This window comes from Aerococcus urinaeequi (genome assembly GCF_001543205.1).
GTDB lineage: Bacteria > Bacillota > Bacilli > Lactobacillales > Aerococcaceae > Aerococcus > Aerococcus urinaeequi.
The window spans coordinates 1,439,327-1,464,375 of sequence record NZ_CP014162.1 but is presented as its reverse complement, the minus strand read 5'-3'; the positions used below and the strand labels follow the sequence as shown (position 1 = coordinate 1,464,375).

Annotated in this window: 23 protein-coding genes, 12 tRNA genes, 1 rRNA gene and 2 other annotated features; of the genes, 3 read left to right on the top strand and 33 right to left on the bottom strand. The window is 39.9% G+C overall.

Annotated features, from left to right (window positions below; translation table 11 throughout):
• Positions 1-88: 88 nt before the first annotated feature.
• The 6 genes from AWM74_RS06725 to licT form a co-directional block, all read right to left on the bottom strand.
• A complete protein-coding gene (locus AWM74_RS06725; RefSeq protein WP_026465488.1) occupies positions 89-427 on the bottom strand; it encodes a hypothetical protein in 339 nt (112 codons plus the stop codon).
• Positions 428-677: 250 nt separating this feature from the next.
• Positions 678-2,096 (bottom strand): glycoside hydrolase family 1 protein, encoded by a 1,419-nt coding sequence (locus AWM74_RS06720; RefSeq protein WP_026465489.1) that lies wholly within the window; start codon positions 2,094-2,096, stop codon positions 678-680.
• Positions 2,097-2,478: 382 nt separating this feature from the next.
• On the bottom strand, positions 2,479-3,918 hold the full coding sequence (locus tag AWM74_RS06715) for a 6-phospho-beta-glucosidase (RefSeq protein ID WP_026465490.1): 1,440 nt from the start codon (positions 3,916-3,918) through the stop codon (positions 2,479-2,481).
• 18 nt (positions 3,919-3,936) lie between these two features.
• Positions 3,937-5,922: a beta-glucoside-specific PTS transporter subunit IIABC gene (locus AWM74_RS06710; RefSeq protein ID WP_026465491.1), complete on the bottom strand. Its 1,986-nt coding sequence runs from the start codon at positions 5,920-5,922 to the stop codon at positions 3,937-3,939.
• Between the two features lie 421 nt (positions 5,923-6,343).
• Positions 6,344-7,546: an aminotransferase-like domain-containing protein gene (locus tag AWM74_RS06705; RefSeq protein WP_026465492.1), complete on the bottom strand. Its 1,203-nt coding sequence runs from the start codon at positions 7,544-7,546 to the stop codon at positions 6,344-6,346.
• Between the two features lie 93 nt (positions 7,547-7,639).
• Positions 7,640-7,870: a binding site (T-box leader), on the bottom strand.
• Between the two features lie 223 nt (positions 7,871-8,093).
• On the bottom strand, positions 8,094-8,924 hold the full coding sequence (gene licT / locus AWM74_RS06700; RefSeq protein WP_026465493.1) for a BglG family transcription antiterminator LicT: 831 nt from the start codon (positions 8,922-8,924) through the stop codon (positions 8,094-8,096).
• Positions 8,925-9,125: 201 nt separating this feature from the next.
• On the opposite strand from licT, the gene AWM74_RS06695 reads away from it, so the two are divergent.
• Positions 9,126-9,962, top strand: coding sequence for an HAD family hydrolase (locus tag AWM74_RS06695; RefSeq protein ID WP_026465494.1), 837 nt, complete (start codon positions 9,126-9,128; stop codon positions 9,960-9,962).
• A gap of 39 nt (positions 9,963-10,001) precedes the next feature.
• A complete protein-coding gene (locus AWM74_RS06690) occupies positions 10,002-10,991 on the top strand; it encodes an aldo/keto reductase (RefSeq protein WP_026465495.1) in 990 nt (329 codons plus the stop codon).
• 77 nt (positions 10,992-11,068) lie between these two features.
• Here AWM74_RS06690 and celB read toward each other — a convergent pair whose 3' ends face one another.
• From celB to AWM74_RS06655, 7 genes are all read right to left on the bottom strand, one after another.
• Positions 11,069-12,460: a PTS cellobiose transporter subunit IIC gene (gene celB, locus AWM74_RS06685; protein ID WP_026465496.1), complete on the bottom strand. Its 1,392-nt coding sequence runs from the start codon at positions 12,458-12,460 to the stop codon at positions 11,069-11,071.
• A gap of 35 nt (positions 12,461-12,495) precedes the next feature.
• Positions 12,496-12,993, bottom strand: coding sequence for a hypothetical protein (locus tag AWM74_RS06680; protein WP_026465497.1), 498 nt, complete (start codon positions 12,991-12,993; stop codon positions 12,496-12,498).
• Between the two features lie 34 nt (positions 12,994-13,027).
• Positions 13,028-13,345 carry a PTS cellobiose transporter subunit IIA gene (locus AWM74_RS06675; RefSeq protein WP_026465498.1) on the bottom strand — a complete coding sequence of 106 codons (318 nt, stop codon included), beginning with the start codon at positions 13,343-13,345 and terminating at the stop codon, positions 13,028-13,030.
• A 16-nt stretch (positions 13,346-13,361) separates the two neighbouring features.
• Complete coding sequence (locus tag AWM74_RS06670; protein ID WP_026465499.1) at positions 13,362-13,706, bottom strand: PTS cellobiose transporter subunit IIB; 345 nt, start codon at positions 13,704-13,706, stop codon at positions 13,362-13,364.
• A gap of 30 nt (positions 13,707-13,736) precedes the next feature.
• Positions 13,737-14,441 carry a GntR family transcriptional regulator gene (locus AWM74_RS06665; RefSeq protein WP_026465500.1) on the bottom strand — a complete coding sequence of 235 codons (705 nt, stop codon included), beginning with the start codon at positions 14,439-14,441 and terminating at the stop codon, positions 13,737-13,739.
• An 18-nt stretch (positions 14,442-14,459) separates the two neighbouring features.
• The gene (locus AWM74_RS06660) at positions 14,460-15,875 is read right to left on the bottom strand and encodes a glycoside hydrolase family 1 protein (RefSeq protein WP_026465501.1); all 1,416 of its coding nucleotides are present in this window, start codon (positions 15,873-15,875) and stop codon (positions 14,460-14,462) included.
• Between the two features lie 252 nt (positions 15,876-16,127).
• Positions 16,128-16,721 carry a histidine phosphatase family protein gene (locus AWM74_RS06655; RefSeq protein WP_026465502.1) on the bottom strand — a complete coding sequence of 198 codons (594 nt, stop codon included), beginning with the start codon at positions 16,719-16,721 and terminating at the stop codon, positions 16,128-16,130.
• A 179-nt stretch (positions 16,722-16,900) separates the two neighbouring features.
• On the opposite strand from AWM74_RS06655, the gene AWM74_RS06650 reads away from it, so the two are divergent.
• Positions 16,901-17,929, top strand: a complete 1,029-nt coding sequence (locus AWM74_RS06650; RefSeq protein WP_026465503.1) for a 3-deoxy-7-phosphoheptulonate synthase — start codon at positions 16,901-16,903, stop codon at positions 17,927-17,929.
• Positions 17,930-18,050: 121 nt separating this feature from the next.
• On the opposite strand, the gene AWM74_RS06645 is transcribed toward AWM74_RS06650, so the two are convergent.
• The 20 genes from AWM74_RS06645 to rrf form a co-directional block, all read right to left on the bottom strand.
• Positions 18,051-18,887: a MetQ/NlpA family ABC transporter substrate-binding protein gene (locus tag AWM74_RS06645; protein WP_026465504.1), complete on the bottom strand. Its 837-nt coding sequence runs from the start codon at positions 18,885-18,887 to the stop codon at positions 18,051-18,053.
• Positions 18,888-18,963: 76 nt separating this feature from the next.
• Positions 18,964-19,212: a binding site (T-box leader), on the bottom strand.
• Between the two features lie 420 nt (positions 19,213-19,632).
• Positions 19,633-20,646, bottom strand: a complete 1,014-nt coding sequence (locus AWM74_RS06640; protein ID WP_201784315.1) for an LLM class flavin-dependent oxidoreductase — start codon at positions 20,644-20,646, stop codon at positions 19,633-19,635.
• A gap of 84 nt (positions 20,647-20,730) precedes the next feature.
• Positions 20,731-21,300 carry a chromate transporter gene (locus AWM74_RS06635; RefSeq protein WP_016897804.1) on the bottom strand — a complete coding sequence of 190 codons (570 nt, stop codon included), beginning with the start codon at positions 21,298-21,300 and terminating at the stop codon, positions 20,731-20,733.
• A complete protein-coding gene (locus AWM74_RS06630) occupies positions 21,297-21,884 on the bottom strand; it encodes a chromate transporter (protein ID WP_051218155.1) in 588 nt (195 codons plus the stop codon). Before AWM74_RS06630 ends, AWM74_RS06635 begins: the two co-directional genes overlap by 4 nt.
• A gap of 215 nt (positions 21,885-22,099) precedes the next feature.
• Positions 22,100-22,507, bottom strand: a complete 408-nt coding sequence (locus AWM74_RS06625; protein WP_026465507.1) for a hypothetical protein — start codon at positions 22,505-22,507, stop codon at positions 22,100-22,102.
• Positions 22,508-22,520: 13 nt separating this feature from the next.
• The gene (locus tag AWM74_RS06620; protein WP_026465508.1) at positions 22,521-22,958 is read right to left on the bottom strand and encodes a LytTR family DNA-binding domain-containing protein; all 438 of its coding nucleotides are present in this window, start codon (positions 22,956-22,958) and stop codon (positions 22,521-22,523) included.
• Positions 22,959-23,294: 336 nt separating this feature from the next.
• On the bottom strand, positions 23,295-23,603 hold the full coding sequence (locus AWM74_RS06615) for a nucleoside triphosphate pyrophosphohydrolase family protein (protein WP_026465509.1): 309 nt from the start codon (positions 23,601-23,603) through the stop codon (positions 23,295-23,297).
• 124 nt (positions 23,604-23,727) lie between these two features.
• A tRNA-Leu gene (locus AWM74_RS06610) sits at positions 23,728-23,811 on the bottom strand.
• 40 nt (positions 23,812-23,851) lie between these two features.
• Positions 23,852-23,922 (bottom strand) — tRNA-Cys (locus AWM74_RS06605).
• A 13-nt stretch (positions 23,923-23,935) separates the two neighbouring features.
• A tRNA-Gln gene (locus tag AWM74_RS06600) sits at positions 23,936-24,007 on the bottom strand.
• A gap of 9 nt (positions 24,008-24,016) precedes the next feature.
• Positions 24,017-24,089, bottom strand: a tRNA-His gene (locus AWM74_RS06595).
• A 23-nt stretch (positions 24,090-24,112) separates the two neighbouring features.
• Positions 24,113-24,183, bottom strand: a tRNA-Trp gene (locus AWM74_RS06590).
• A gap of 34 nt (positions 24,184-24,217) precedes the next feature.
• A tRNA-Tyr gene (locus tag AWM74_RS06585) sits at positions 24,218-24,298 on the bottom strand.
• Between the two features lie 3 nt (positions 24,299-24,301).
• Positions 24,302-24,374 (bottom strand) — tRNA-Phe (locus AWM74_RS06580).
• Between the two features lie 23 nt (positions 24,375-24,397).
• Positions 24,398-24,470 (bottom strand) — tRNA-Asp (locus AWM74_RS06575).
• A gap of 25 nt (positions 24,471-24,495) precedes the next feature.
• Positions 24,496-24,568: transfer RNA gene (locus AWM74_RS06570), tRNA-Val, on the bottom strand.
• 8 nt (positions 24,569-24,576) lie between these two features.
• Positions 24,577-24,648, bottom strand: a tRNA-Glu gene (locus tag AWM74_RS06565).
• A 16-nt stretch (positions 24,649-24,664) separates the two neighbouring features.
• Positions 24,665-24,751: transfer RNA gene (locus AWM74_RS06560), tRNA-Ser, on the bottom strand.
• 20 nt (positions 24,752-24,771) lie between these two features.
• A tRNA-Asn gene (locus AWM74_RS06555) sits at positions 24,772-24,845 on the bottom strand.
• 11 nt (positions 24,846-24,856) lie between these two features.
• A 5S ribosomal RNA gene (gene rrf, locus AWM74_RS06550) occupies positions 24,857-24,972 on the bottom strand.
• Positions 24,973-25,049: the final 77 nt, after the last annotated feature.

Below are 25,049 nucleotides of genomic sequence, written 5' to 3'. Positions count from 1 at the left end.
TTTAAAAATCACCCCCAATTGACAAGCCCCTCATTGGCGACATAGCCACCCCTTTGACTATAAAAAACTAGTCAATCACTCAGTCAGCTTATTTCTTGCTTTTCTTTTTCCGACCGAATAATAGGTCCACTAAGATTGTGCCTAAATAGCTCACAACCAGCGTTGTCACAATAAAATAGATGCTAGCCAAGGAAGCTGCCTTGGTATCTGTAGACCACATATCTTCTTTAAAAATAAAGAAAGTAATGACACCCACAAGCAGGGATACGACAACCTTCAATAGGATACTTTTAATACTGATTTTCAAATTATTGTCGTCTAATTCGTCGTAGTTATTCCCATGTAAGCCACTGATTTCAATTTTATAGACATTTCGAAATGAATGATCGTCCTCAGTCCCTTTACGGTTTACATCATGTTTATTCATCGTTTACCCTCCAAACATTGCCCTACTTTACTAGTTTTTAACAATTCAGTCTTGTGCGATTGACTGCATTATATAACTTTAATAGAAAGAAAGTCCAATTTACCTCGAAACCGGTCTTTTAAAATCTTTCCCAGAAAACACCCGCATTTCTTTCACTAACGTCAATTAAAAAATTTCTTTCTGAATAATGTCAGCCAAATAAAAAAACCGGATAGCCGTTTTCCTCGACTATCCAGCCTTAATCTAGGGATTAGTTTAAGTTGCCACCATTTGTTGCAATCACGTCTTTGTACCAGCTAAATGATTTCTTCTTGTAACGGTCTAGCGTACCACTACCATCGTCGTTACGGTCAACATAGATAAAACCATACCGTTTAGACATTTGGGCAGTTGATGCTGACACCAAGTCGATACAACCCCAACTTGTGTAACCCATGATGTCCACGCCATCTAATAAGGCTTCACCAACTTGGGCTAAGTGGTCGTTCATGTATTTGATTCGGTAGTCATCTTCGACGGTCTTCTCGCCGTTTGGGCCATCAACTAAGACATCTTTGGCGCCTAAACCATTTTCTACAATAAATAATGGTAATTGGTAGCGGTCATAGAATTGGTTTAAGATTAAACGCAAACCAACAGGGTCCACTTGCCATCCCCATTCTGATGCTTCTAGGTATGGGTTTGGAATCCCCCCCATAATGTTCCCTTCACCAGCTTCATATTGGCTGTGGTCAGCCGCTTCAGCAATCGACATGTAGTAAGAGAAGGAAATAAAGTCCACTGTATTTTCTTTCAATAACTCTTTATCCCCGTCAGCGAATTGAATCTCAATACTATTTTCCGCAAAATAACGGTTGATATATGCTGGGTATTCCCCGCGTGCATGGATATCTGAGAATAAGTAGTTTTGGTTTTCAGCTAAGTGTGCAGCCATTACATCATCCGGATTAGGTGTAATTGGGTACGTTGGCATGGCAAGCACCATACAACCCACTTGAAAGTCTGGATTGATTTCGTGGGCGATTTTCGTTACTGATGCAGAGGCCACTAACTCATGGTGAACAGCTTGGTATAAGTCTTGTTTCGACAATTCTTCAGGTGGTGTATCGATCCCACCAGACATGAATGGCGCATGTAAAACAGAGTTCACTTCATTGAAAGTTAACCAGTATTTGACCTTGTCTTTGTAACGCGTAAATACAGTTGTGGCATATTTCTCAAAGAAACCAATCAATTTACGGTTGGTCCAACCGTTGTATTGTTTGGTTAAGTTTAATGGGGTTTCATAATGAGACAAAGTCACCAAAGGTTCAATCCCATATTTATGGAGCTCGTCGAACAAGTCATCATAGAATTGTAGTCCGGCCTCGTTTGGTTCTGCGTCATCTCCGTTTGGAAAAATACGAGACCAAGCAATAGATGTACGAAAAACTTTAAAGCCCATTTCAGCGAATAAAGCCACATCTTCTTTATAACGGTTATAGAAGTCAATACCCACTAACTTCAAGTTATCTTCTGTCGGGCCATCAGTAATCTCACCCATCCCACCATTTGGTGTAACGTCTTGAACAGACAAACCTTTACCATCTACATCAAAAGCACCTTCAAATTGATTGGCCGCGGCAGCCCCGCCCCATAAGAAACCATCTGGAAATCTATATTGACTCATTCTACAATTCGCTCCATTCCATATTCTTGTATAGTTCAATTTATTTACAGCCTAACCATACCATTAAAACGCTTTCTTGTAAAATAATCACCACTTTAAACGATTATGCCCGTACAAATAATGTTGGGGTTTTTGCCAAGATAAAAGGGGTCATACAAGTCCGTCACATTGATGCCTTTTGGAGAGGAAAGCAAGAGCTGTTTCATGACGATGTTGTGTCGTTCTACTGGAAAGGCCCCCTCCTTATTTATAATCTTACTAAGTTTTAATGTGAGCGATTTATATATTTTTGTCCCTTGCTATGACCATTTTATTTTCTAAAATAAAAAAGCCACCTTTAAATAGAAAGAGTGGCTTGGAAATTCAAATATAACTTGGATAATTAACGGGCTGCTTGTCCATTTGATTCGATAACTTCTTTATACCAGTCAAACGATTTTTTCTTAGAACGGTGTAAGTCACCAGTCCCGTCGTCTTGGCGGTCAACGTAGATTAAACCGTAACGTTTAGACATTTCACCTGTACCAGCTGATACTAAGTCGATGATTCCCCATGGTGTGTAACCCCATAATGGTACACCATCTTCTTCAACAGCATCCATGAAGCTATTGATATGCGCTTTAAGGTATTCAATCCGGTAGTCGTCATTGATTGTCCCATCTTCTTCAACTGTGTCGATCGCACCTAGACCATTTTCAACGATAAATAATGGTTTGCGGTAACGGTCCCAAAGGGCGTTCATTGTTGTACGCAACCCTAGTGGATCAATGGCCCAACCCCATTCAGATTCTTCTAAGTATGGGTTTTTTACACCTGAGAAGGCATTACCTGTGACAATATCATCTTCAGCGATTTGGCCTTTAGATACACGACTTGAATAATAAGAGAAAGTGATGTAGTCTACAGTATTTTCACGTAAAATCGCTTCATCTTCCTCTGTGATACCAATATCAATACCTTCGTTTTCAAACATGATTTTCGCCCATTCAGGGTACTCACCACCCGCTTGTACGTCGATAAAGAAGTAGTTATCGCGGTTGCTTAAGTTAGCTGCCCAAACGTCTTCTGGGTTTGATGAGTATGGATAGTACTCACCAGCTGCCAACATTGAACCCATTTTAGCTTCTGGATCGATTTCACGAAGCACTTTGGTAATTTTAGCACTCGCTAATAATTCATGGTGGGCTGCTTTGTATAAGACTTGGGTACGTTCTTCTTCACTTAAGTCGCCAAGGTAAATGCCTGCACCCATAAATGGTAAATGTAGTAACATGTTGATTTCATTGAAAGAAATCCAGTATTTTACTTTACCCTTGTAGCGATTGAATAAAGCTGTCGCGTAGTTAACGAATAGGTCAACCATCTGACGGTCACGCCAAGAACCCAATTCATCAATCAATGTTTTGGGTACATCGAAGTGGTTGATTGTTACAACAGGTTCAATGCCGTATTTCAACAATTCATCAATCACGTCTTCGTAGAATTTCAACCCTTCTTCATTTGGTTCTGATTCAAATCCAGTTGGGAAGATACGAGACCAAGCCATTGAGAAACGATAAGATTTCATCCCCATTTCAGCAAACAAGGCGATATCTTCTTTGAAGTGGTGGTAGAAGTCAATCGCTTCATGAGAAGGGAAATGTGATCCTTCAGTTACTTCCGAATAATGCACTTCGCCAGCTGTAACCGCGTAACGTTGTGCGCCATGAGGAATTAAGTCAACACTTGTTAACCCCTTGCCCCCTTCAAGGTAGCCACCTTCTAATTGATTTGCGGCTGTAGCGCCACCCCATAAGAATCCATCAGGTAATTTTCTAGACATATTCATACTCCTTTTCTCTTACTTAACAATAGTAAATAAATAATCATTTCGAGCGACAACCGGCTCATTCGTAGTTAATACATCCGTAAAGTTATCCGTATTGGTCACTATTACAGGAGTAATGGTATCATAACCAGCTTCATTGATGGTAGCGATATCAAACTCGACCAGTAAATCCCCAGCTGAAACTTTTTGCCCTTTTTCCACATGACTTGTATAACCGCGACCATCAAGATTCACCGTATCCAAGCCAATATGAATCAACAATTCAACCCCAGTATCCGTCGTAATCCCGACTGCGTGTCCCGTTGGAAATAGTACAGAAACTGTTCCATTGGCTGGTGCTAGGACTTTCCCCTCGCTTGGTTGAATAGCAACCCCTTTGCCTAAAGCACCACTGGCGAATACTTCGTCAGCGACCGCACTTAATGGCAAAATGTCACCCACTAAGGGGCTAGCGATAATTTCTTCCTTGGCAGAAGCTGCCATTTCAGCGTCAGAAACCACAGCTTGAGATGCTGATGGTTCATTTCCCGAAGCGTCACCTGCTGCTAATGCTTCGGCTGGTAACTCTTCTTCCAAACGATTCACTGGGAAAACCATTTGTAGGATAAAACCAATGGCGACGGCGATGGCATAAGAAATGGCCACGTTCCAGAAGTTAGCCCCTAAGTTCCCTTCGTTGTCGATCATGTTCATTAAACTGAAAATGCCTAAACCACCAGTACGGTAAGCCAAGGTATCCATGGCACCTGCATAAGCACCGGCAAAGATGTTGGCGATAATGGCATAGATGAATGGACGTCTCAGTGGAATCATAATCCCATAGATAACTGGCTCAGTCACCCCGAATAAGGTCGAAATCGCACCAGGAATGGCGATATCTCTGAGTTTCTTCTCATTACCCTTAATTAACATAGCTAATAGAACCCCAAGGATACCGAATGTTGAAATTTGCATTAGTGGCCCAAGTGGGTTTAAACCCGTTTCAGCTAATAGTAAGTAGGTAATTGGGATGATACCCCAGTGTAACCCGAAGATCACTAATAACTGCCAAGAAGCGGCTAGTAAAGCACCGAAGACTAATGGTGATACCCCTTGTAACCAAGTGAAGAATACGCCGATTAGGCTGGCTGCCCATGTGGCAACTGGTCCAACAACCATCAAGGCGATTGGTACAGCGATGATAATCGTAAAGAATGGTGTTAGGAATGAATTCACTGTAGAAGGAATGCGTTGCTTGAACCATTTTTCAAGACGAGACCCTAACCATACCGCAACAATGATTGGAATGATTGCTGAGAAGTAACCATTTGACGGTAAGATAACCGGTAGGCCAAAGACCGTTGAATAAATATCTGAAGCAAAGGGTGTCCCTTCAAATAAGGTGTATAAAACGTCGTTGGTCATTGAAGTTGATAGGGCCGGATGGAGGAAAGCTACTGCGATGGCTAATGCCGTAAATACATTCATCTTCAATTTTCTAGCCGTCGTTAAGGCAACCATAACTGGTAGATACTGGAAGAACCCGTCCCCAGCTACTTGAAGCAGTAAATATAAACCACTGTTGGTAGCGTTTAAGCCAAATGTTCCTAAAATAGCCACGATACCCTTGATCATCCCTGTTGCTGCAAGAGGCATCAAGAAGGGTTGGAATACACCCGAGATGAAGTCGATGGCTTTGTCCGCAAGTTTACGGTCATCGTCTTCAGGTGCATTGTTACTGCTTCCACTCGCTTCGTCTCCACCAAGCTTAGTGGTATCAACGATAGCTTCATAAACATCTGCTACTTCATTCCCAATGACTACTTGGTATTGGCCGGATGCTTTCATGACTGTTACGACCCCATCTAAACCTTTGATGGTATCCGTATTAGCCTTTGATTCATCCTTTAAATTGAACCGTAACCGGGTTACACAATGCCGTAACCCATCGACATTCTCTTCGCCACCGACATTTTTTACAATATCGTTTGCAAGAGCTTTGTAATCTTTTATTGCCATTTCTAAACCCTCTTTTCTTTCTTTTATAGCTTTTTTCGTATAAAAAAACCCAAACAAAAACATAGCCAAAAAGAAAGAGTCTCCCTCTCTACTATGTTTCCATTTAGGTTTTGCCTGCTGACCAGTAACAATCCGTAGTGGAATGTATGTTATTTTTATGTAAGCGCTTAACTATACTTTTAGTTTATCACGGTCTTTTGGAAAAGGCAATCCTTTTTGCGGAAATTAAATGCTCGGTGGCATACAAAAGTGATCATAGCCCGCTTATTGACAGGTGATAAGGTCTCTAAAAAATTGGCGATTCCATACTATCATCATTCACCAGACCCTAAATGGTTAAGGTATTTTTCTTTAAATTGGTGTTGGTAAATCGCTTTAATGCTGCCAAAGTTTATCTCCTTAGCTGGTAGGTAGTAATTCATTATTTTTTTGCTACTATCAGAGCTTCTTTGATGACTTCAATCCCTTTTTCAATATCCTCAGTGGACGGTCTTGTGAAATTCAACCGAAAATTATCTTCGAAGCCAACATGGTCTACGCTCATCACATTACCGTGAATCACCACCACATGACGGTCCGCCAAATACTGGTAGAAGGCCTCAATATCCACATCTTCTTTAAGCTGACAATTGATAAAATAACCACCTGTTGGTACCGTAAAATCAATATATTCTGATGGCATTTCATTTAACTTGTCGACCATAAGTTGGCATTTCTGACCGTAATAGTCTTTCAAAAAAGCCACATGGCCTTCAAAGTCGTATTCTTTGATAAAGCCCAGTAAGACTCGTTGCCAATAGTTGTTGGTATGGGAGTCTGCCACTTGTTTTAAGACGATCACTTTTTCAAGAATGTCACTTGAAGCAATCATAAAACCTAAACGCGTACTAGGTGCGAGGATTTTTGAAAAAGAACCCACATAGATTACGCGACCATCCTCATCAAGCGACTTAATGCGCGGGATCACTTCGCCTGTATACTGTAATTCGCCGTATGGATCGTCTTCTATGATAACGACATCATATTTTTTAGCTAATTCATAGATGGTCTTTCGCTCTTCTAAAGTAAGACTTGTGCCTAAAGGATTTTGGAAGGTCGGAATTAAGTACAGCAATTTAATCCGTTTATCCACATCTTCACTAAGTCTTTTTTCTAAATAATCAAAATCGATATTAGAGCTTGTTGTTCTCGGAATTCCTTCTGGTATAGCGCCGTTTGATTTGATAGAAGTCACTGCTCCGTGAAAGGTTTGCGCCTCACATAAAACTATATCCCCTTCATTACAAAATAACTTGACCGAAAGTGCAATCCCTTGGGTAGCACCGGAAGTGATGATTAAATCTTCGTCTGTTTCTAACTGGATTTTTTTCGCTAATCTTTCTTTTAAGGCTTCTCTTAGTTCTGGGACTCCTTCCGTTTGACCATATTGTAAATAAGAATCTGGCTCTTCATTATCATAAAGATTATCAGATATCTGTCTCAATGTGTCTATTGGGTAGGCATCTTTTGATGGATAACCAAACGAGAAAGAAATTGTGTTGGGATCTGTCCCTGCTTTTTTGGCGTTCTCTCTTAAGGGAGACGTCTGAAGTCCGATAGTTCGTTTCGCAAAATTGTTTGTCATTGAAATACTCCTTTTCCGAATCTTTCCTAGCTTTTGTCCTTATATTTACGCTGATTGAAAAAAAAGCCCCTCCACCATACGTCATCCGTACAATGAAGGGACGAAAATGCTTTTCGTGTTACCACCCAAATTTATGCTATGAACATAGCACCTCCAGGGTTCCAAATAGAACCCGGCAATATAACGGTTGCGACCGACCAAGAGGCGTTAACCGCTTGGTTGCTCAGAGCTCATCTTCACTTATATTTTCAGTCCCTCTTTCACCATCCAAGGGTTCTCTGCATCAGAAAATAATTCAGTTACTCTTCTCTTCAAAGCTTTTTTAAATTAAAAATATATTACATTATGATGAGAATTCTATTGTTTTTAAGGCGTCCTGTCAACTTTTTTGTTTTTATTGTAAAGTATTTCGTCATAATTTCTGAAAAACAAAAAATCTCACCGTTTGAAAGCATTCGCCTATCAGAATACTAGACGATATGTTTCAAAAAATGAGATCATTGTATTGACCTTGTATGCTCTTTTCCCAATTATTCATTCGATGCTATTAATTAGACTCAATCAGCCGGTTTACATGAATAGCCAAGTAAGATTTCTCTTCCGCTGTAATCCGATAGGCGTACTGATGGTAAATGTAGTCATCGATTTTCTCTGCACAAGCCATGGCTTTAGGATAATTTTCTTTGACTTGGTCATAGAGAAATTGACCTGACCCATTCTGCGCTTCCCCCTGAATCACCCGCAAGGCAAAGTACTGCAAGTGGGTCATAAACCGGTTATAGGCAATAGATTCGGTATCAAATTTCTGACCGAAAAAGAGGGTAACCACTTCTAAAATCCCCCGGACAATTTTCACCGTTTCCATAGTCTGACTCATCTCACCTTGGTTCATCCGGGCGTTCACCAAATGCAAGGCAATTGAAGAGGCTTCATCATCCGGCAACCTGACGCCAAGATTGGCTTGAATAATATCTAGCGCTTTAAAACCAATATGATACTCATCTGGAAATAGCCGACGAATATTCCAAGCCAGTGGATTCGTGATAACGAGCCCTTTTTCAAACCGTTCCAAGGCAAAATGAATATGGTCCGCCAAGGTGATATACAAGTTGGCCTGGTATTTCTCGTCAAGACTCGTCGTGGCTAGGTCTATAATGGCTAGCAGACTATCGATTTCAGGGGTGGACAAGGTCACAAATAATTCCTCAACCGATATATCCACCGCGTTTTCTTTAAAAATCTTTTCAATCTTACTTTCATCCACCACGTTGCCCACATGTTGACTAAAACCTAGACCTTTACCCATTACGACCACTTCGTCGTCCTCTTCATCAAGCGCTAGTACCGCATTGTTATTAAATATACGAACAATTTGCACGCTGCCACCCCCAAACATTTTTATCTTATGTAGAGTAATATATCATGTTACCGGTTTCTTTTTCAACCTTTACTGAATCAAATAATTAGAACCATACAATTTGACTTATATGAACGTTATCGGCTATCATTAGCATGTAAAGTTTGAAAACGCTTTACTTTCAACATTCGATCAAACATAATCGAAAAAGGAGTATGATTTATGACAAGTAAGTATATTTTTCTAGATGTAGATGGGACTTTAGTTTCTTATGAAAACGTCCTTCCAGAATCCGCAGTCGAAGCTATCCATCAAGCCCAAGCTAATGGCCACAAGGTATTCACAGTGACTGGCCGGTCCAAAGCCGAAATGTACAAAGAAATCCTAGACATCGGCTTTGACGGCTATGTTGGCGGGAACGGTAACTACATCGAATTGGCGGATGAAGTAATCTACCACAAGCATTTAACAGGCGAAGAAACCCGCAAAATCGTCGACTGGTTACTAGACCGTAATTTAGAATTTTATTTGGAATCAAATTCTGGCTTATATGGGTCTAAAAACTTTAGAGAACGCGGCCGTCAAACTGTCCAATCTTATGTCGCTTACAAAGGAAAAGATAATGCACAAGACGCGTCAGTAGAATCTATCTTCCCAGACATGTTGTTTGATCAAAACTTATACAGAGATGATATCAACAAGATCTCCTTCGTCCTTGAATCTTACCAAGACTATTTAGATGCCAAAGAAGCTTTCAAAGACTACCAAGTCGGCACTTGGGGTGGACGCGGTGAGCATGCCCTATTTGGTGACGTGGCCCTAGCCAACATCACTAAGGAAACGGCCATCCAAGACTTATTGGCCCATGAAAATGTCGATCCAAAAGACACCTTCGCATTCGGTGACGCTAAAATTGATATCCCTATGTTTAACATCTGTGAAACGGGTGTTGCTATGGGGAATGGTGGCGGTGAAATCAAGGCTGCTGCGGACTACATCACAGATGCCGCTGAAGATAACGGCTTATACAATGCCTTCAAACATTTCGGTTTGATTTGATTTATTTTATTCGACTAGTTATAAAAGGAGCTAACCACCATGGACTATGTACAATTAGGTAATTCAAACTTGTCTGTTTCCCGTATTTGCCTTGGCTGTATGGGCTTTGGTGACCCAAACAAAGGCGGACACGCTTGGACTTTAGACCAAGAAGCCACGACCGCGATTATCAGTCATGCCTTAGACCAAGGCATTAACTTTTTCGATACGGCCATCGCCTACCAAGGCGGGACTAGTGAACAGTACGTTGGTAAGGCCCTCAGTCAATTAGCCAAGCGAGGCGATGTGGTCATTGCCACAAAATTCCTCCCCCGGACAGAAGAAGAGCGCCAAAATAAGGTTTCAGCCCGAGACCATATCGAAGGGTCACTCAATGCCAGTTTAAATAACCTTGGCATGGATTACGTCGACCTCTATATTTACCACATGTGGGACTACCACACCCCCATGGAAGACATTATGGAGGCCTTAGACAGCTTGGTTAAGGCTGGCAAAACCAGATATATCGGTATTTCTAACGCCTATGCCTACCAGATTGCCACCGCTAACGCCTACGCCCGTGCGCATAAACTGACCGAATTTGTGTCTATCCAAGGCCATTACAATTTGATTTTCAGAGAAGAAGAACGGGAAATGAACCGGTTCGCAAATGAAAATAATATTGCACTCACACCCTACTCTGCCCTTGCTTCTGGCCGTCTATCAAGACTAGCAGGGGACAATAGTAGCCAGCGAATGAACCTGGACAACTTCGCTAAAAGTAAGTACCAAGATACTGCTGTTCAAGATCAGGAGATTATCCAACGCGTCCATGAAATCGCGGAAAAATACCAGGTCACTATGACCGAAGTATCCCTTGCCTGGCTATTGACCAAGGCCACTGCCCCTGTTGTTGGGGCAACCAAAGTCCACCATATTGATGGTGCCGTAGCTGCTGTCAACTTAAAGTTGACAGCTGAAGACATTCACTATTTAGAAGAATTGTATTCACCCCATCCACTAGTTGGTGTGATGGCTAACAACAATTAAAATATTGTATTCAAAAAGGTGATTGCGTCAAGCGCAATCACCTTTCTTTTTCTTATATTTAAATGCATTAAGCCATATTAGAAGCTAAAGAAGTCGTCATCATCGCCTTCTGCTGCAGCTTCACGCTCTTGCTCTTCTACAAATAAGGCTTTGTCGTATTTAGTAACGAATGGGTAGTAAACAGCGAAGGCTGCAACCACACAGATCACTGCTAGAATAATTGCACGCCAGTCAGTTGTACCGATAAATGCTGCGATACCAACAGGCATTGGCCATGGTGATTGTGCAATAATATTGTTTACGAAACCTAGTTGTGTACCAAAGTAACCGATTGTAGCGGCAACCATTGGCGCACCGATAAACGGAATAAACATCGATGGGTTATAGATCATTGGTACCCCGAAGATAATCGGCTCGTTAATGTTGAAGAATGCTGGGACGATAGCTGTTTTACCTAAAGCTTTCAATTGCTCTGAACGAGCAAAGAAGGCAAGGAAAATAGTTAAACCTAAAGTCGCACCAGCACCACCGACGATAACGTATGAGTTCCAGAACTCACCCGCTAAGACGTGGTTCCCACCAGCAGCATTCTCAGCCATATTCGCTAATAAGATTGGTTGAACTAAGGAAGAAATGATGGTAGAACCGTGAATACCAACGCTCCACAAAGCATGGATTAAGAATACGATAACCAGTACCCCGATGTAAGTGCCCGTGATTTGCGTTACGAATCCAAATGGTGCTTGGATCAATTGGAACAAGTCAGTACCGAACATTACTAAGGCACCGTTTAAGATAATTACTGTGAAGGCAATAACGAAAGTAGGTACTAGGGCAGTAAATGAGTTAGCAACACCTTGCGGCACTGCATCTGGCATTTTAATTACCCAGTTGTTTACAATACATAGACGGTATAATTGAACCGCTAAAACACCCATGATGATGGCTGTAAAGATACCAATGGTACCAAAACGCGTTACCCCGTCACCACCCATTGCCCAACCATTAATAATAGTTGAAGCATCAGTAATTTCAGTTGTACGAACCATCGCGCCGTCTTCCCAAACCAATTGTGGGATAGCCATTAAGAAGGCAAAAAGTGATAGTAAGGCACCGTTGACTGGGTTCATGTCGATGCCATCGTCGTCAACGTAAACTTTTGTAAACTCATACCCTAAAACTACTGAGAAGTATAAGGCAAGCACACCCATAGTGGCTGTATTGGCTAGCATGTATAATTGTGTGAAGTTACCAATCGTTGCGTCATAAATACCCTGTAAAGCTGGAATAGCTGTTGGTAAAACGTTTAATACCAAGAACATTGACCCAACAATGGTAAATGGAATAACGGCAATACCCGTATTCATAATGGCACGTACAAATTTAGTTGTCGCCAATTTACCTAAGGGGTTCATAATATATTTTTCTAAGATACCAAAAAAGCCGGTAGATTTATTTTCTTCAGACATGTTCAACAACTCTTTTCTTCAAATTTTTTCATCAGTTAAGATGTGTATTTTTCATATCGTTGAATATATTGATATTTCTTATCTTTATTTTTAGCGATTCGTAGCACTTTGAATAAAGATATACCTGCTACCACTAACCCCACTCCCAGGATAATGTAAACAAGTAATATTGCTTCGTTTGACACCCCTAAGAAGGGATATAAATAACTGAATACGGATTCATTAAAAGTTGCAAAAAATAAAAGGACATTTACAACAATTTGTGTTTGGAAATAGATTTTTGAAAACTTCAATGTATTTTGATGGGTCCAGTAAATCCGCAAGTATTCAAATGCGGCCATACCACCAAGTACCACCATCGCACCCGGTAGGATGATTGATGAAACTTGGGTAAACAAGTTCATAAACAGCCAATATAAATTAGCAATGACACTAAAGGCTAAAGCATAACGAATAAAGAGGAAACGATTAAACCTAAAATTCCGCAAAGCCAATTCTTTTTCATGTTTCTTAATTTCTTTACTTCTTGCCACGTCAACCGCATCCTTTTCTCTAGTTATCCTAACTTTAAGCCTTCATTACCTTATACATTTCCAACATTTCAACTGCCATTTCACGCAGGGTCGTTGAGGTCATCAAATGATCCTGTGCATGTACCATGATAATTTCCATATTGATATCTTCACCATTCGCGTATTGATGTAATAAGTCAGTTTGCGCATTATGCGCTTCAACTAATGCATCATTCGCTTCCTTTAATTTCGCCTCTGCCTCTTCATACTTACCAGCACGCATTAATGGGAAACTTTCATGGACTAATGTCCGACCATTTCCCGCATGTAAAATGATGGTAAATGCGATTGTTTGAATTTCTGCTGATTCCATTGCTTATCCTCCCCTCTTATCCGTTCTTTTCAGCTTGTAACAAAGGTTTCAATTCAGTGAAGGTCAATTTGGCTAAGTTAGATACCCCATCTTCTGTTGGGATATATGCTTGTGGTGGGATATTGGCAACTAATTTATTCGCTGCTTCTGCTTCTTTGGCGATTTGGTCATAGTACATTTTGATTTGCGGTGACACTAGGTATAAGTCAAACTCGCCTTTTTTAAAGAATTCAGATGACTTACTTACAGTGGTTGCGTCGAGTTCAATTGGCACATTTTTCGTTTTAAAGAAGTCAGTTGCCTTCTTCGCCATTAATGATGATGACATCCCTGCGTTACAAATGATAAGTGCTTTTTTCATAATAATTCCTCCAATATAAATTAAATTGTTTTAGTAAAAGTTAGATGGTACGAAGAACTGGGCATGGTCTGGGCTGTACCACAAGACGCTATAGTCGAATATGGCCCCATTAGATAGGAAAAACTGGTTAATCAATTCTAAGCCATATGTTTCGGGCGAACACTCCAGGTAGCTAGCAACTTCAACGCCCATTTGCTTCACCTGGAAGAAGGCGTTTGAAAAGCTAGGCGTCAGATCTAAGTTATCTTCCAAATAGGTAAAAATAGATCCTCTAGCAATCTGCTCGTTCATATAACGGACGTATTTCTTTCTAAAGTAAGACTTTTCATAGGAATGAATCTCCCCTTTAATATATCGGGTCCGTTCTACCATATAAATATCTTCATCTGGGTCACATTCAAGATATTCTTGAATAGTAGCATTCGGTTTAATGATTTCAACCTTAACCACCCGACTCACAATGGTCGCACCGACTAGGGTTCGACTCAGCCCTTCAGGACGGTTTAAGTTGATTTTTCCAGGAATATGGACATCTCGTACAAATATCCCCGACCCTTGGACCTGATAAATTTGCCCCTTGGCTTCTAGAATATCTAGAGCCTTGACGATGGTTGACTTGCTGGCATTGAAATCAATGGCCATCTCATCAATCACTGGTAATTTATCGTGTCGTTTCATCTGGTTGTCTACAATGTAGTTGGTGATTTCCTGTGCTATTTTTTTATATTTAACCATGAAACCACCTCCCAATTATTAAGTTAAATCACTACCGTTATTCGCAATCACCCCTTGGTACCAGAAGAATGAATCTTTTCGGTAACGGGTTAAAGTGCCCACTTGTTCATCATCACGGTCTACATAGATGAAGCCGTAACGTTTACGAATCCCTTCGTGGGTTGAAATCAAGTCAATGGCTGACCAAGGATTGTAACCTAGCATCTCTACCCCATCTCCAACAGCTAATTTCATTTGCTCAATGTGGGTACGTAGGTAGTTGATTCGGTAGTCATCGTGAATCTTGCCATCTGCTGTCAGCTCATCATAAGCACCCAGGCCATTTTCCGTAATTAAAATCGGTAAATGGTAGCGTGAGTAAATCTCACGAAGGGTTGCTCTAAAGCCGATTGGATCAATTTCCCAGCCAAATTCAGTTTTTGGTAAGAATTCGTTGTCTACCCCAAGGAACATGTTTTCTAAACCAGAATTTTCTTGTTGACTCTTGAATTCAACTTTACCAGATTCAGGTGCTTCATAAGCTTTCACTGTTAATGTATTGTAGTAATTAATCCCTAAGAAGTCCGGTTTAGCGTTGGCTAAGGATTCAAAATCCCCCTCTACTATATCTGGTAAGGCGTCTTGGCTTTCTAACCAAGTCCAAACTAAGTTGTTATACTTACCGTAAACGGCCATATCAAGGTATAACCAGTTTCTGATGGCATTGGCATTTTGCGCTGCAAGTGTATCTTCAGGGTTCATGCTGGCTGCATAAGCGATGGCGATATTTGGTGCTGGCGCAATTTTCGCTTCTGGTAACTGCTGGTGACAAATTTCCATTGCCTTGGCTTGAGCAACCAACATATGGTGGTTTTGTTGGTAAATTTCTTTGGTCACATTCTCAGTACCTTCAGGAACACGTAAAGTACCAATCACATTACCAACTAGTGTTAACATATTTTGTTCGTTAATAGTTAACCAGTATTTCACTCGGTCCCCATAATTATCGAAGAGTAGCTTGGCATAGTCGACAAACCATTCAACTGAATCACGGTTACCCCATGATCCACGTGCATCTAAGGCAGCTGGCATATCAAAATGGAACATGGTGATAATCGGTTCAATGCCATATTTCAAACATTCATCGATTAAGTCTGAATAGAAGTCTAAGCCTTCTTGGTTCACTTGTCCTGTACCTTCAGGAATCACTCGTGACCATGAGATGGAGAATCGGTATGACTTAAAGCCCATTTCTGCCATCAAAGCGATATCTTCTTTAAATTTATGATAGTGGTCCACTGATACTGTTAAATCTGCTGTCCCTTCAGGCAATTCTTTCGTATCTTGACTAGAAGGTCCTTTCCCATTCGTTAAACTCGCACCCTCAACTTGATATGCTGACGTAGATGCACCCCAGAAAAACGTTTCCGGAAACTTAATACTGCCATTATTCATTCAACCATCTCCACCCTTCTTTCGATGACACCGCTTACACATTTTGAGAAAAAAATATTCCCTCAATAATTCTATCTACACAAACAAACGAATTGTCATCTCTGAAAACAATTATAAGGGTACAAAATGATTCAGTCAATAGAAATCGCTTACATATTAAAAATATTTTCAAGATTTAATTGCAAAAAAAGACCTGTAGTCTTATCCTACAAGCCTTAAACCTACAAAAATATTGATAATTTTTCTGCTTCCTTAATCTGCTAACTCACTATAGTCATGATTTAGAACATCGACGTACTCAAAAGCCCCATCCTGGTAATCGAAAATCAAAGCTGAACAGTTTGTAAAGCCAATTTCTTTTGAAATAGAGCCTTCAAAGTTAGTTTTATCTTTAAAGAATTGTGCGATGGCAGCTCCGTGACTAACAATTAAGACCGTTTGGTCGGGATGGTTGTCCGCAATTTCTTGAACGGCTTGGCTAATTCGTTTTCTAAAATCTACTTCTCTTTCACCTTGATAACCCGCAAAAAAATCTCCATATGGCAAAGGCGGGTTTAAATGTTCTGATTCTGCCTCAAATGTACCAAAGTCCCATTCTTTCAATGACTTCAAGCGGTGGTAGTCTTTATTTTGTCCAAAAACAATTTCTAATGTATCACTGGCACGTTCTGATGTTGATGCGTAGGCTACGTCAAAAGTAATCCCTTCACGTTCAAAATGATCGCGCGCAATTTCAGCTTGGCGAATACCCTTAGCAGTTAGTGGTGAATCCGATGCCCCTTGGATCTTATGCAGCTTGTTAAATAATGTTTGCCCGTGGCGCATTAAGTATATTTTTGTTGTCATAGTTACTCGTCCCCCGTTCAAAATGTCGTATATCATGATAATAATAGATTAGGAATGCGTTTTCAATTATTTCACTAAAAGGATAACTGCAGAATTAACAAGAAATGTTGATAAACAATGCTATTTGGTTACAAATTTGTTAGAATATACTTAGAGCTATGATTACAGGAGGGTAAATGATGAGCTTTAAACCAATAAGTGAAACTGTTGATTTTGATGTGATCAAGTCACATGCAAAGTTAACTGATGAAGAGAATGCAATTAAAGAAGCGCGCGATGAAGAATTACGTGCAATTATGTCTGGTGAGGACGATCGTTTCTTATTAATTATCGGACCATGTTCCGCTGATAACGAGGAAGCAGTAGTTGAATATGCACACCGTTTAGCCAAATTACAAGAAGAAGTGAAAGATAAAGTCTTTATTGTACAACGTGTTTATACCAACAAACCACGTACAAATGGTGACGGTTATAAAGGCATGTTACACCAACAAGATCCAACTGGTGAAACAAGCTTAATCCGCGGTATGAAAGCTGTTCGTAACATGCACCGTCGTGTTATCACTGAAACAGGCATGACAACTGCAGACGAAATGTTATACCCAGATAACTTACAATTTGTTGAAGACTTAGTATCTTATCACGCTGTAGGTGCTCGTTCTGTTGAAAACCAACAACACCGTTTCGTTGCTTCTGGTTTAGACTGCCCTGTTGGTTTAAAAAACCCGACATCAGGTAACCTAACTGTGACCTTTAACGCCCTACATGCGGCGCAAAAACCACAAGAGTTAATGTATTCAGGTCAAGAAGTATTAACAAGTGGTAACCCTTATGCCCATATTATCTTGCGTGGGGGTACACTTGAAAATAAAGAAGTAGTGCCAAACTACCACTACGAAGACCTAATAAAAACCATCAATAACTACAAAAAAGAAGACTACCATAACCCATTTGTTGTGATCGACACAAACCATGACAACTCTGGTAAAAACTACTTGGATCAAATCCGAATAGTTCAAGAAGTCTTACAAAACCGTCAATGGAACGAAGACATCAAAGCTTACGTTCGCGGTTTCATGATCGAATCATACTTACAAGATGGCCGTCAAGAACCAGGTGGCGACGTATTTGGTCAATCAATCACTGATCCATGTCTAGGTTGGGAAAAATCAGAACAATTAGTACGTTACATCGCCGAAAATGTTTAAAAATGTATCATAACAAACAAGAAAAAACGAGCTCATGAATTTTTTAATTCAAGTAGCTCGTTTTTTTGATAAAGTTCACGAATTGACGAATATTTCTATATAACTGCAGATAGGTCAGATATTATTCAACTGGTGCAAAACCGTAGTCATCCCATGCAGGTACTTGACCACCGTGATATACCTCGTCAATTAAAGTTGCCGTTTCTTCTGTTTGGTATATTTCTACAATTTGTTTAAATGTTTCACTATCAGCTTCATCTGTTCTAGCAGCAATTACATTAATATATTGTTGAGCTGATTCAGAATTTGGCTCTAAGAATAAGGCATCCTCTTGAGGATAGTAACCTGCGTCCACTGCATAACCACCATTAATCACTGAGAAGTCAACATCGTTAACTGAACGGGCAGTTTGTGCTGCATCAACTTCTTGAATATCTAAATTATACGGATTCTCTGTAATATCATCAACAGTTGGTGTAAATGATGCAGACGCTTCTTCATCAAGTGTGATAAAGCCAGCCTCTTGTAATAAGTTTAAAGAACGACCACCATTCGTTACATCATTTGGAATGGCCACTGATTGTCCTTTACCAATTCCTTCAATTGATTCATGTTTTTCAGAATAAATCCCTAGAGGTGTAATGATTGTATTACCGATTGGAGTGAAATCATTCCCAGAAGCTTCCTCATAGTTATTCATGAAGATGATTGTTTGAAATGAATTCAAATCAACTGAACCGTCTGCTAATGCGTCATTGGGTGTATTATAGTCATTAAATTTAACCAACTCAATATCTATATCGTATTCTTCTTTAGCTCGTTCAGCGACGCTATCCCAAACTGTTGTATCATCACCTACAAGGCCAACTTTTACGGTGGTATCTTCCCCACTACCACATGCAGCTAAAAGCAATGAAGCACCTAAAGTAAATCCAATTAATTTAACCAATTTTTTCATCATTATTTCCCCTTTTCATTTTCCTATTTTTTCAATAAAAAAGTCCTTAGTCCAAACAGCTAAACTAGCTATCTCGACTAAGGACGTATTTCACGTGGTACCACCTTAATTCAGAAAGAACTTCTTTCCCTTATCCCCGCATCATATTAAAAATATAAAATAGGGCTAGCGGATAACGGCGCCACACGAGTTCATCTTATGACGAATTGTCACTCGAATCACTTCAACCTCAAGGACCATCTTCAATGCTTATCAATAGTTTCTTTCACCAAACGAAACCTCTCTTAAATTGATGCCTATTTACTTATCCCGTCTTCGGTAATGTCTATCTAAATATTATCCAAATCAATTAAACCTGTCAATGATTGGTGTTTTTTGAATTTATATCAAAATTAATCGAAATTAACTATCACATTCCTTGCAACTTATTTTTGAAAAAATAACAACCCTTTTCCAAATCAAAAAAGTTGAATATTTCGTCTCTTCAGACACCTTCTCCAACGCTGGTTATCTATATTTCATAATCAAAAACCTTTTCTGAATTATTGATATTAAAACTAATCAATTGAACTGCTTCGATAAGTGTAGTACACAATATACCTTTCTGTCAGCAAGGTATTTAATTTGTTGAAATTCTTATTTGCCGGACAATTTGGCTTTCAAAAAACTGCCATTTTTCGTCCATAAAAAAAGGGAACCATCAGCAGACAGTTCCCACATAATATATCGTTATCGCTTAACCAAATTAAATTTTATCAAACATCTCCGCTAAATAACGGTATGATTGTAGCCGCTTGTCTTCATCAAAAATTGGTGCGTAAACTAAGATTTCATCGATACCTAGACTTTCAATTTCATCATCTAAAATAGCTTTCACCGTTTCTTTTGATCCCTTAATAATAAATCGCTTAGCTAGATAATCATCCAATATAGCTTGTGCGCCTGCTCCTAAACTATAGTCTTTGGCTTCTTCAGGACTCATATTCGGCAAGAGTTGACCAGTTCGAATCCCCATTTGCATCAATTCAATGGGCTTAGCTAAATAATCTGCTTCCTCATCTGTTTCGCCCACAATGATCATATAAGACACCATGACTTTGGGTTTTTGGAAAAATGCACTCGGCTCAAACCGGTCCCGGTACAATTTAAAAACGTCCGGATCCGTTTCAATCCCAAAGAATTTAGCAAAGGCATAACCCAAGCCCATTTGTGCCGTCACCATGGCTGATTGACCTGAAGACCCTAGCATCCAAGGTTCAGTCAGGTGCTTGAGGTTTTGTGGCATGGCCCGGACCTTACCATAAAAATCAGGTGCTTGTTTATCCGCCAAATAATCTAAAATGACTTGGATTTTATCATACATGTCTGTAAAGGTTTGTGGCCGCCCTTCAGCTAGTGCCTTAATCTCATCAGGTCCTGAACCCGGTGCCCGTCCTAGCCCAATATCAATCCGTCCTGGTGCTAAAGCCGTCAGCAACTTAAAGTTTTCTGCAATCTTCAGTGGTGAATAATGCATAATCATAGTACCGCCCGTACCCAAATGAATGCGGTCCGTTTTAGCCGCCGCATAAGCCACCAACATCTCCGGTGAAACCGACGCCAAACTTGGCATATTATGATGTTCCGCAAACCAATACCGGTTATAATTCATTTTCTCAATCTCTTGGACAAATCGCATGGTACGTTCAACCGCACCCTCAGCCGATTCCCCTTTATTTATCGTCACTAAATCGTGCACGCCTAATTCCACAAAAAACATCCTCTCTATTCTTATGCTCCCTACTATTATAGCCGGTGCATCTTGAACTAGAAAGAAATACGACTTGACTAATCCTGACTTTAATTAAAAAACTAATCCTTGTGCTAAATAAGCCACCACATTCAAGACCCCAGCCAATAGCATAATCACCACCGGGTCCCACTTGGTTTTAAATAATAAAGTTAAACATATAGCAAAAATGACAATCGCAACGATGTTGATGGTTTGTACCCCCACCACTTGGTCGCCCCAAAAGCTCGTCACTAGAATAGACATCCCAGCCGTCGCAATCATAGCCACAACCGCTGGACGAAGAGCTTTTAGAACATACTGCAATGAATCCAAATTCCGGTATTTCATGTAAACATAGGCCAAAATGGTTACCAAAATAATCGATGGAAAGACCGATCCAAGCGTCGCCACAATCCCACCTGGTATACCCGCAATCTGATTGCCCACAAAAGTCGCCGAATTTATAGCAATCGGACCTGGCGTCATTTGGGAAATGGTAATCAAGTCCGTAAACTCTTGCTGGCTTAACCATTGGTGGTTGGTCACAATTTCATCCTGGATTAAAGGTAAGGCCGCATACCCACCCCCAAAGCTAAAAGCACCCACCTTTAAAAAAGAAAGAAACAGTTGTAGATAGATCATGCCTTTTTCCCTCCTTTAAAATGGTCAATCAAGAATTTACCCAAACCTAAAGCTGCAGCCATTAAAATAATCAAGACCACATTGATGTCGAAGATATAATTGGCCACAAAAGCCAGGAACATGGCCGTAATTAACCATGGATTCTTGGTGTCAGTGACCTCTTTCCCCATTTGAAAGACTACCGCCACAATGACTGCAGCCACCCCTGCCTGCATCCCTTCTAGTAACAAGGAAATCCAGACATTAGACCGAAAAGCGTCATAGAAGAAAGAAATCAGGGTGATAATGGTAGACGGCGGGATAATCGTTGCAACCACAGCCGTTAAAACGCCTGCCAACCCTGCCAACTTATAACCAATTACAATCGCTCCATTAACCGCAATGGCACCCGGTGCCGACTGGGCAATCGCCACCAAATCAAACATCTCATCTTTATCAATCCAACCCAATTCATCCACAAAAGTCTTCCGCATCAAGGTGATAATCACATAACCCCCACCAAAAGTGAAAGCAGACAAAATAAGGGTCGACATAAATAATTGCCGTAAAATCGCTAACTGATTATCTGATTGTTTATTCTCCATAAGACTCCCTCCCCATAAAATCCGTATCTTATCTTCACCCTCCATTATACAGAATTGGCCCTGAGAATTTGAAAAATAACTCCTTGATATGGCATGCGTTTCATCCAATACAATGAAATCAAAATAAAAAAAAGAGGTTATAGATAATTATTAAAAACATTTTTTCAGACATGAATGGCACCTTACTCATGCTTCATTATAGATAAATAAATTTGTTATTGCTTGTATCCAAGTTTACGATTTATTTCTGTAGCCAAGTATTCCATTCTATTTTTATGGATCTTATAAACTGAAAGATATATCAATAAGAAAACCATTATATTCCCAAGTAATGGTATAACATTTATCGGTTTGGGTGTGAAGATAACTTGGAGGAGGATTAATCCCCCTAGTTGAGCAGAAATGTTAGCAAGGTGATACTGAATAGCTGTTTTAAAATCGATAGTAGCCACTATATTGGCAATTATAGTCATTAATAAAACCAATACCGCGATTAGAATCAAATCCAAACTTGAAATATTTTTATTCTCGGTTCCAATAGCTGAGGAAATAGCACTTAGTAAAACTAGTACTGAGTAAATATATGTCATATTAGCAAGATTATAATTCAAAAAGTTTTTCATTTGATGCTCTCCTTTATATGTTTAGATATGCTTTAATGTTCTTTGTATAATGACGATTGATCACTAATTTTTCTAAATTCAGTAATTTAGCTTCCAATTTGTAATTCGGCAGTACCGAAACACTTTTTAGATAATCCATATTTAAAAGTGTGTTTTTACTTATCCGCAAGAAACTAGTATTTAATAACCGTTCTTCAAAAAAATAGAGTTTCTCTTTACTTTCAAATACTAGTTGGTCTGTGTATAAGAATGTGAGGTTATCCACACTTTCTATATAGCAAACATCTTTCATATTGATAAAATGCGTCTCACCTTGATACTTACCCGGTAAATCAATATTCTTTTCTTCTACTAAATTAATCAATTGCTGAAGTTTACGATCATATGTTTTATAAGTCACTTCTATCATCGTTTCTTCAATATTGGCATCTTCTTTCAGTAATAATTTCATTCATACCCTTCTTTCAATTTGTTATAACCCATTTTACGTTTGCTAAATATTAAAATCAACGCATCCTTAGCGAAGTGCATTGAATCAAATCTCAAATGCAAAAAAAGGTATAAAAAAAATACCAACGCAAGATTAACGGATAGTTTCCCCTGAAATATAGTACACTTCTTCTATCATAATATATCCAACAAAAAAACAGTACAAACAATGTTAAGTCAATGTTTGTACTGTTTAATAAAAAGTATTTTGATGACCATTCGACCATATAGCTTTCTAACATTTTTAGTTCACGGGTAAAAACGTCTCGGTAGGCGAAGTACATAAATTTGATTGTAACTAATCTAATAACTGTTCCTTTTGTTCTAAAAATGTTACTAGTTCCGATTCTATATCAATGTTCAACCGAGTTGATAATTCAATTAACCACCAAATATTTTCAGCTAACTTTTGTTCTAAATTATAAGGTGTCTCATCATAATATCTACCCATCTTTGTCATAACAAGTCGATTCAAATTACCTATATCATTTGAAAGAGCAAGTAGATCTTCTTCAATTGTCCATTTTTCGCTATGATTTTTAATCTCTAAATGATGGTACTTTTCTCTAATATTATTACTTCTTAAAATAAGTTCACTTATTTCCATTATGTATCTTCACCTTATTCCCTATGTAATATGTATGTTGTAACTCTATTATGGTATCTAAGACCAGTACTAAAATAATTAAAAAAAAAGCATCAACGCAAGAAACACGTTTATGCTCTAAGTATACCGGTGGCCGGGCTTGAACCGGCACGTCCGTGAGGACACTGGATTTTGAGTCCAGCGCGTCTGCCAATTCCGCCACACCGGCAAATCAATATAATATTTGCATGTCTTTCAAAAAGCGTGAAAGGCGGTAGTCGGATTTGAACCGGCGATCAAGCTTTTGCAGAGCCATGCCTTACCACTTGGCTATACCGCCATAAATAAAAAAACTGGGATAGCTGGATTCGAACCAACGCATGACAGAGTCAAAGTCTGTTGCCTTACCGCTTGGCTATATCCCAATAAAAAAGGGCGAGTGATGGGAATCGAACCCACGAGTGTCGGTGCCACAAACCGATGCGTTAACCACTTCGCCACACCCGCCAAAATAATAATATTAGTAAAAACAGGGACAGTAGGAATCGAACCCACAATGACGGTTTTGGAGACCGTAGTTATACCGTTTAACTATGTCCCTATCCAAGTAATATCCCATAGTTTAAAAAGATAAATGGAGGGAGAAGGATTTGAACCTTCGAACCCGAAGGAACGGATTTACAGTCCGCTGCGTTTGGCCACTTCGCTATCCCTCCGTATGGTCCGAGACAGATTTGAACTGCCGACACCTTGAGCTTCAATCAAGTGCTCTACCAACTGAGCTATCAGACCATATTAATAATATTTTAAACTAACGGTCCCGACGGGAATCGAACCCGCGATCTCCTCCGTGACAGGGAGGCGTGATAACCGCTACACTACGGGACCAGTTATTTGTAAAACAAAATTCTAATGGAGAATGAGGGGCTCGAACCCCCGACATCCTGCTTGTAAGGCAGACGCTCTCCCAGCTGAGCTAATTCTCCTAGAATAATGACCCGTACGGGACTCGAACCCGTGTTACCGCCGTGAAAGGGCGGTGTCTTAACCGCTTGACCAACGGGCCATAAAATAAGTTTTTACGGAGAGTAAGGGATTCGAACCCTCGAAACAGTTTCCTGTTTACACGATTTCCAATCGTGCTCCTTCGGCCTCTCGGACAACTCTCCAAGGCAAGGAACTCTACCAACTCCGCAAGTAGGACTCGAACCTACGACATCTTGATTAACAGTCAAGCGCTACTACCAACTGAGCTATTGCGGAATAAAAATATTGCATGGCGACGTCCTAGTCTCACAGGGGGAAACCCCCAACTACATTCGGCGCTAAGAAGCTTAACTTCTGTGTTCGAGATGGGAACAGGTGTGTCCTTCTTGCCATCATTACCACACAATATTTATATGAGCTTTTGTTCGCTCAAAACTGAATCTGTAAGTCGTCTACCATTCCATCATACAATCTTATATC

Coding starts and splice junctions, on each gene's coding strand:
- AWM74_RS06705 (WP_026465492.1), bottom strand. CDS start 7,546: ATGACAAACAATTTTGCGAAACGAACTATCGGACTTCAGACGTCTCCC.
- AWM74_RS06695 (WP_026465494.1), top strand. CDS start 9,126: ATGACAAGTAAGTATATTTTTCTAGATGTAGATGGGACTTTAGTTTCT.
- AWM74_RS06725 (WP_026465488.1), bottom strand. CDS start 427: ATGAATAAACATGATGTAAACCGTAAAGGGACTGAGGACGATCATTCA.
- AWM74_RS06645 (WP_026465504.1), bottom strand. CDS start 18,887: ATGAAAAAATTGGTTAAATTAATTGGATTTACTTTAGGTGCTTCATTG.
- celB (WP_026465496.1), bottom strand. CDS start 12,460: ATGTCTGAAGAAAATAAATCTACCGGCTTTTTTGGTATCTTAGAAAAA.
- AWM74_RS06655 (WP_026465502.1), bottom strand. CDS start 16,721: ATGACAACAAAAATATACTTAATGCGCCACGGGCAAACATTATTTAAC.
- AWM74_RS06715 (WP_026465490.1), bottom strand. CDS start 3,918: ATGTCTAGAAAATTACCTGATGGATTCTTATGGGGTGGCGCTACAGCC.
- AWM74_RS06640 (WP_201784315.1), bottom strand. CDS start 20,646: ATGTTTTTTGTGGAATTAGGCGTGCACGATTTAGTGACGATAAATAAA.
- AWM74_RS06665 (WP_026465500.1), bottom strand. CDS start 14,441: ATGGTTAAATATAAAAAAATAGCACAGGAAATCACCAACTACATTGTA.
- AWM74_RS06720 (WP_026465489.1), bottom strand. CDS start 2,096: ATGAGTCAATATAGATTTCCAGATGGTTTCTTATGGGGCGGGGCTGCC.
- AWM74_RS06690 (WP_026465495.1), top strand. CDS start 10,002: ATGGACTATGTACAATTAGGTAATTCAAACTTGTCTGTTTCCCGTATT.
- AWM74_RS06625 (WP_026465507.1), bottom strand. CDS start 22,507: ATGAAAAACTTTTTGAATTATAATCTTGCTAATATGACATATATTTAC.
- AWM74_RS06630 (WP_051218155.1), bottom strand. CDS start 21,884: ATGGAGAATAAACAATCAGATAATCAGTTAGCGATTTTACGGCAATTA.
- AWM74_RS06660 (WP_026465501.1), bottom strand. CDS start 15,875: ATGAATAATGGCAGTATTAAGTTTCCGGAAACGTTTTTCTGGGGTGCA.
- AWM74_RS06620 (WP_026465508.1), bottom strand. CDS start 22,958: ATGAAATTATTACTGAAAGAAGATGCCAATATTGAAGAAACGATGATA.
- AWM74_RS06670 (WP_026465499.1), bottom strand. CDS start 13,706: ATGAAAAAAGCACTTATCATTTGTAACGCAGGGATGTCATCATCATTA.
- AWM74_RS06650 (WP_026465503.1), top strand. CDS start 16,901: ATGAGCTTTAAACCAATAAGTGAAACTGTTGATTTTGATGTGATCAAG.
- AWM74_RS06635 (WP_016897804.1), bottom strand. CDS start 21,300: ATGATCTATCTACAACTGTTTCTTTCTTTTTTAAAGGTGGGTGCTTTT.
- AWM74_RS06615 (WP_026465509.1), bottom strand. CDS start 23,603: ATGGAAATAAGTGAACTTATTTTAAGAAGTAATAATATTAGAGAAAAG.
- AWM74_RS06710 (WP_026465491.1), bottom strand. CDS start 5,922: ATGGCAATAAAAGATTACAAAGCTCTTGCAAACGATATTGTAAAAAAT.
- AWM74_RS06675 (WP_026465498.1), bottom strand. CDS start 13,345: ATGGAATCAGCAGAAATTCAAACAATCGCATTTACCATCATTTTACAT.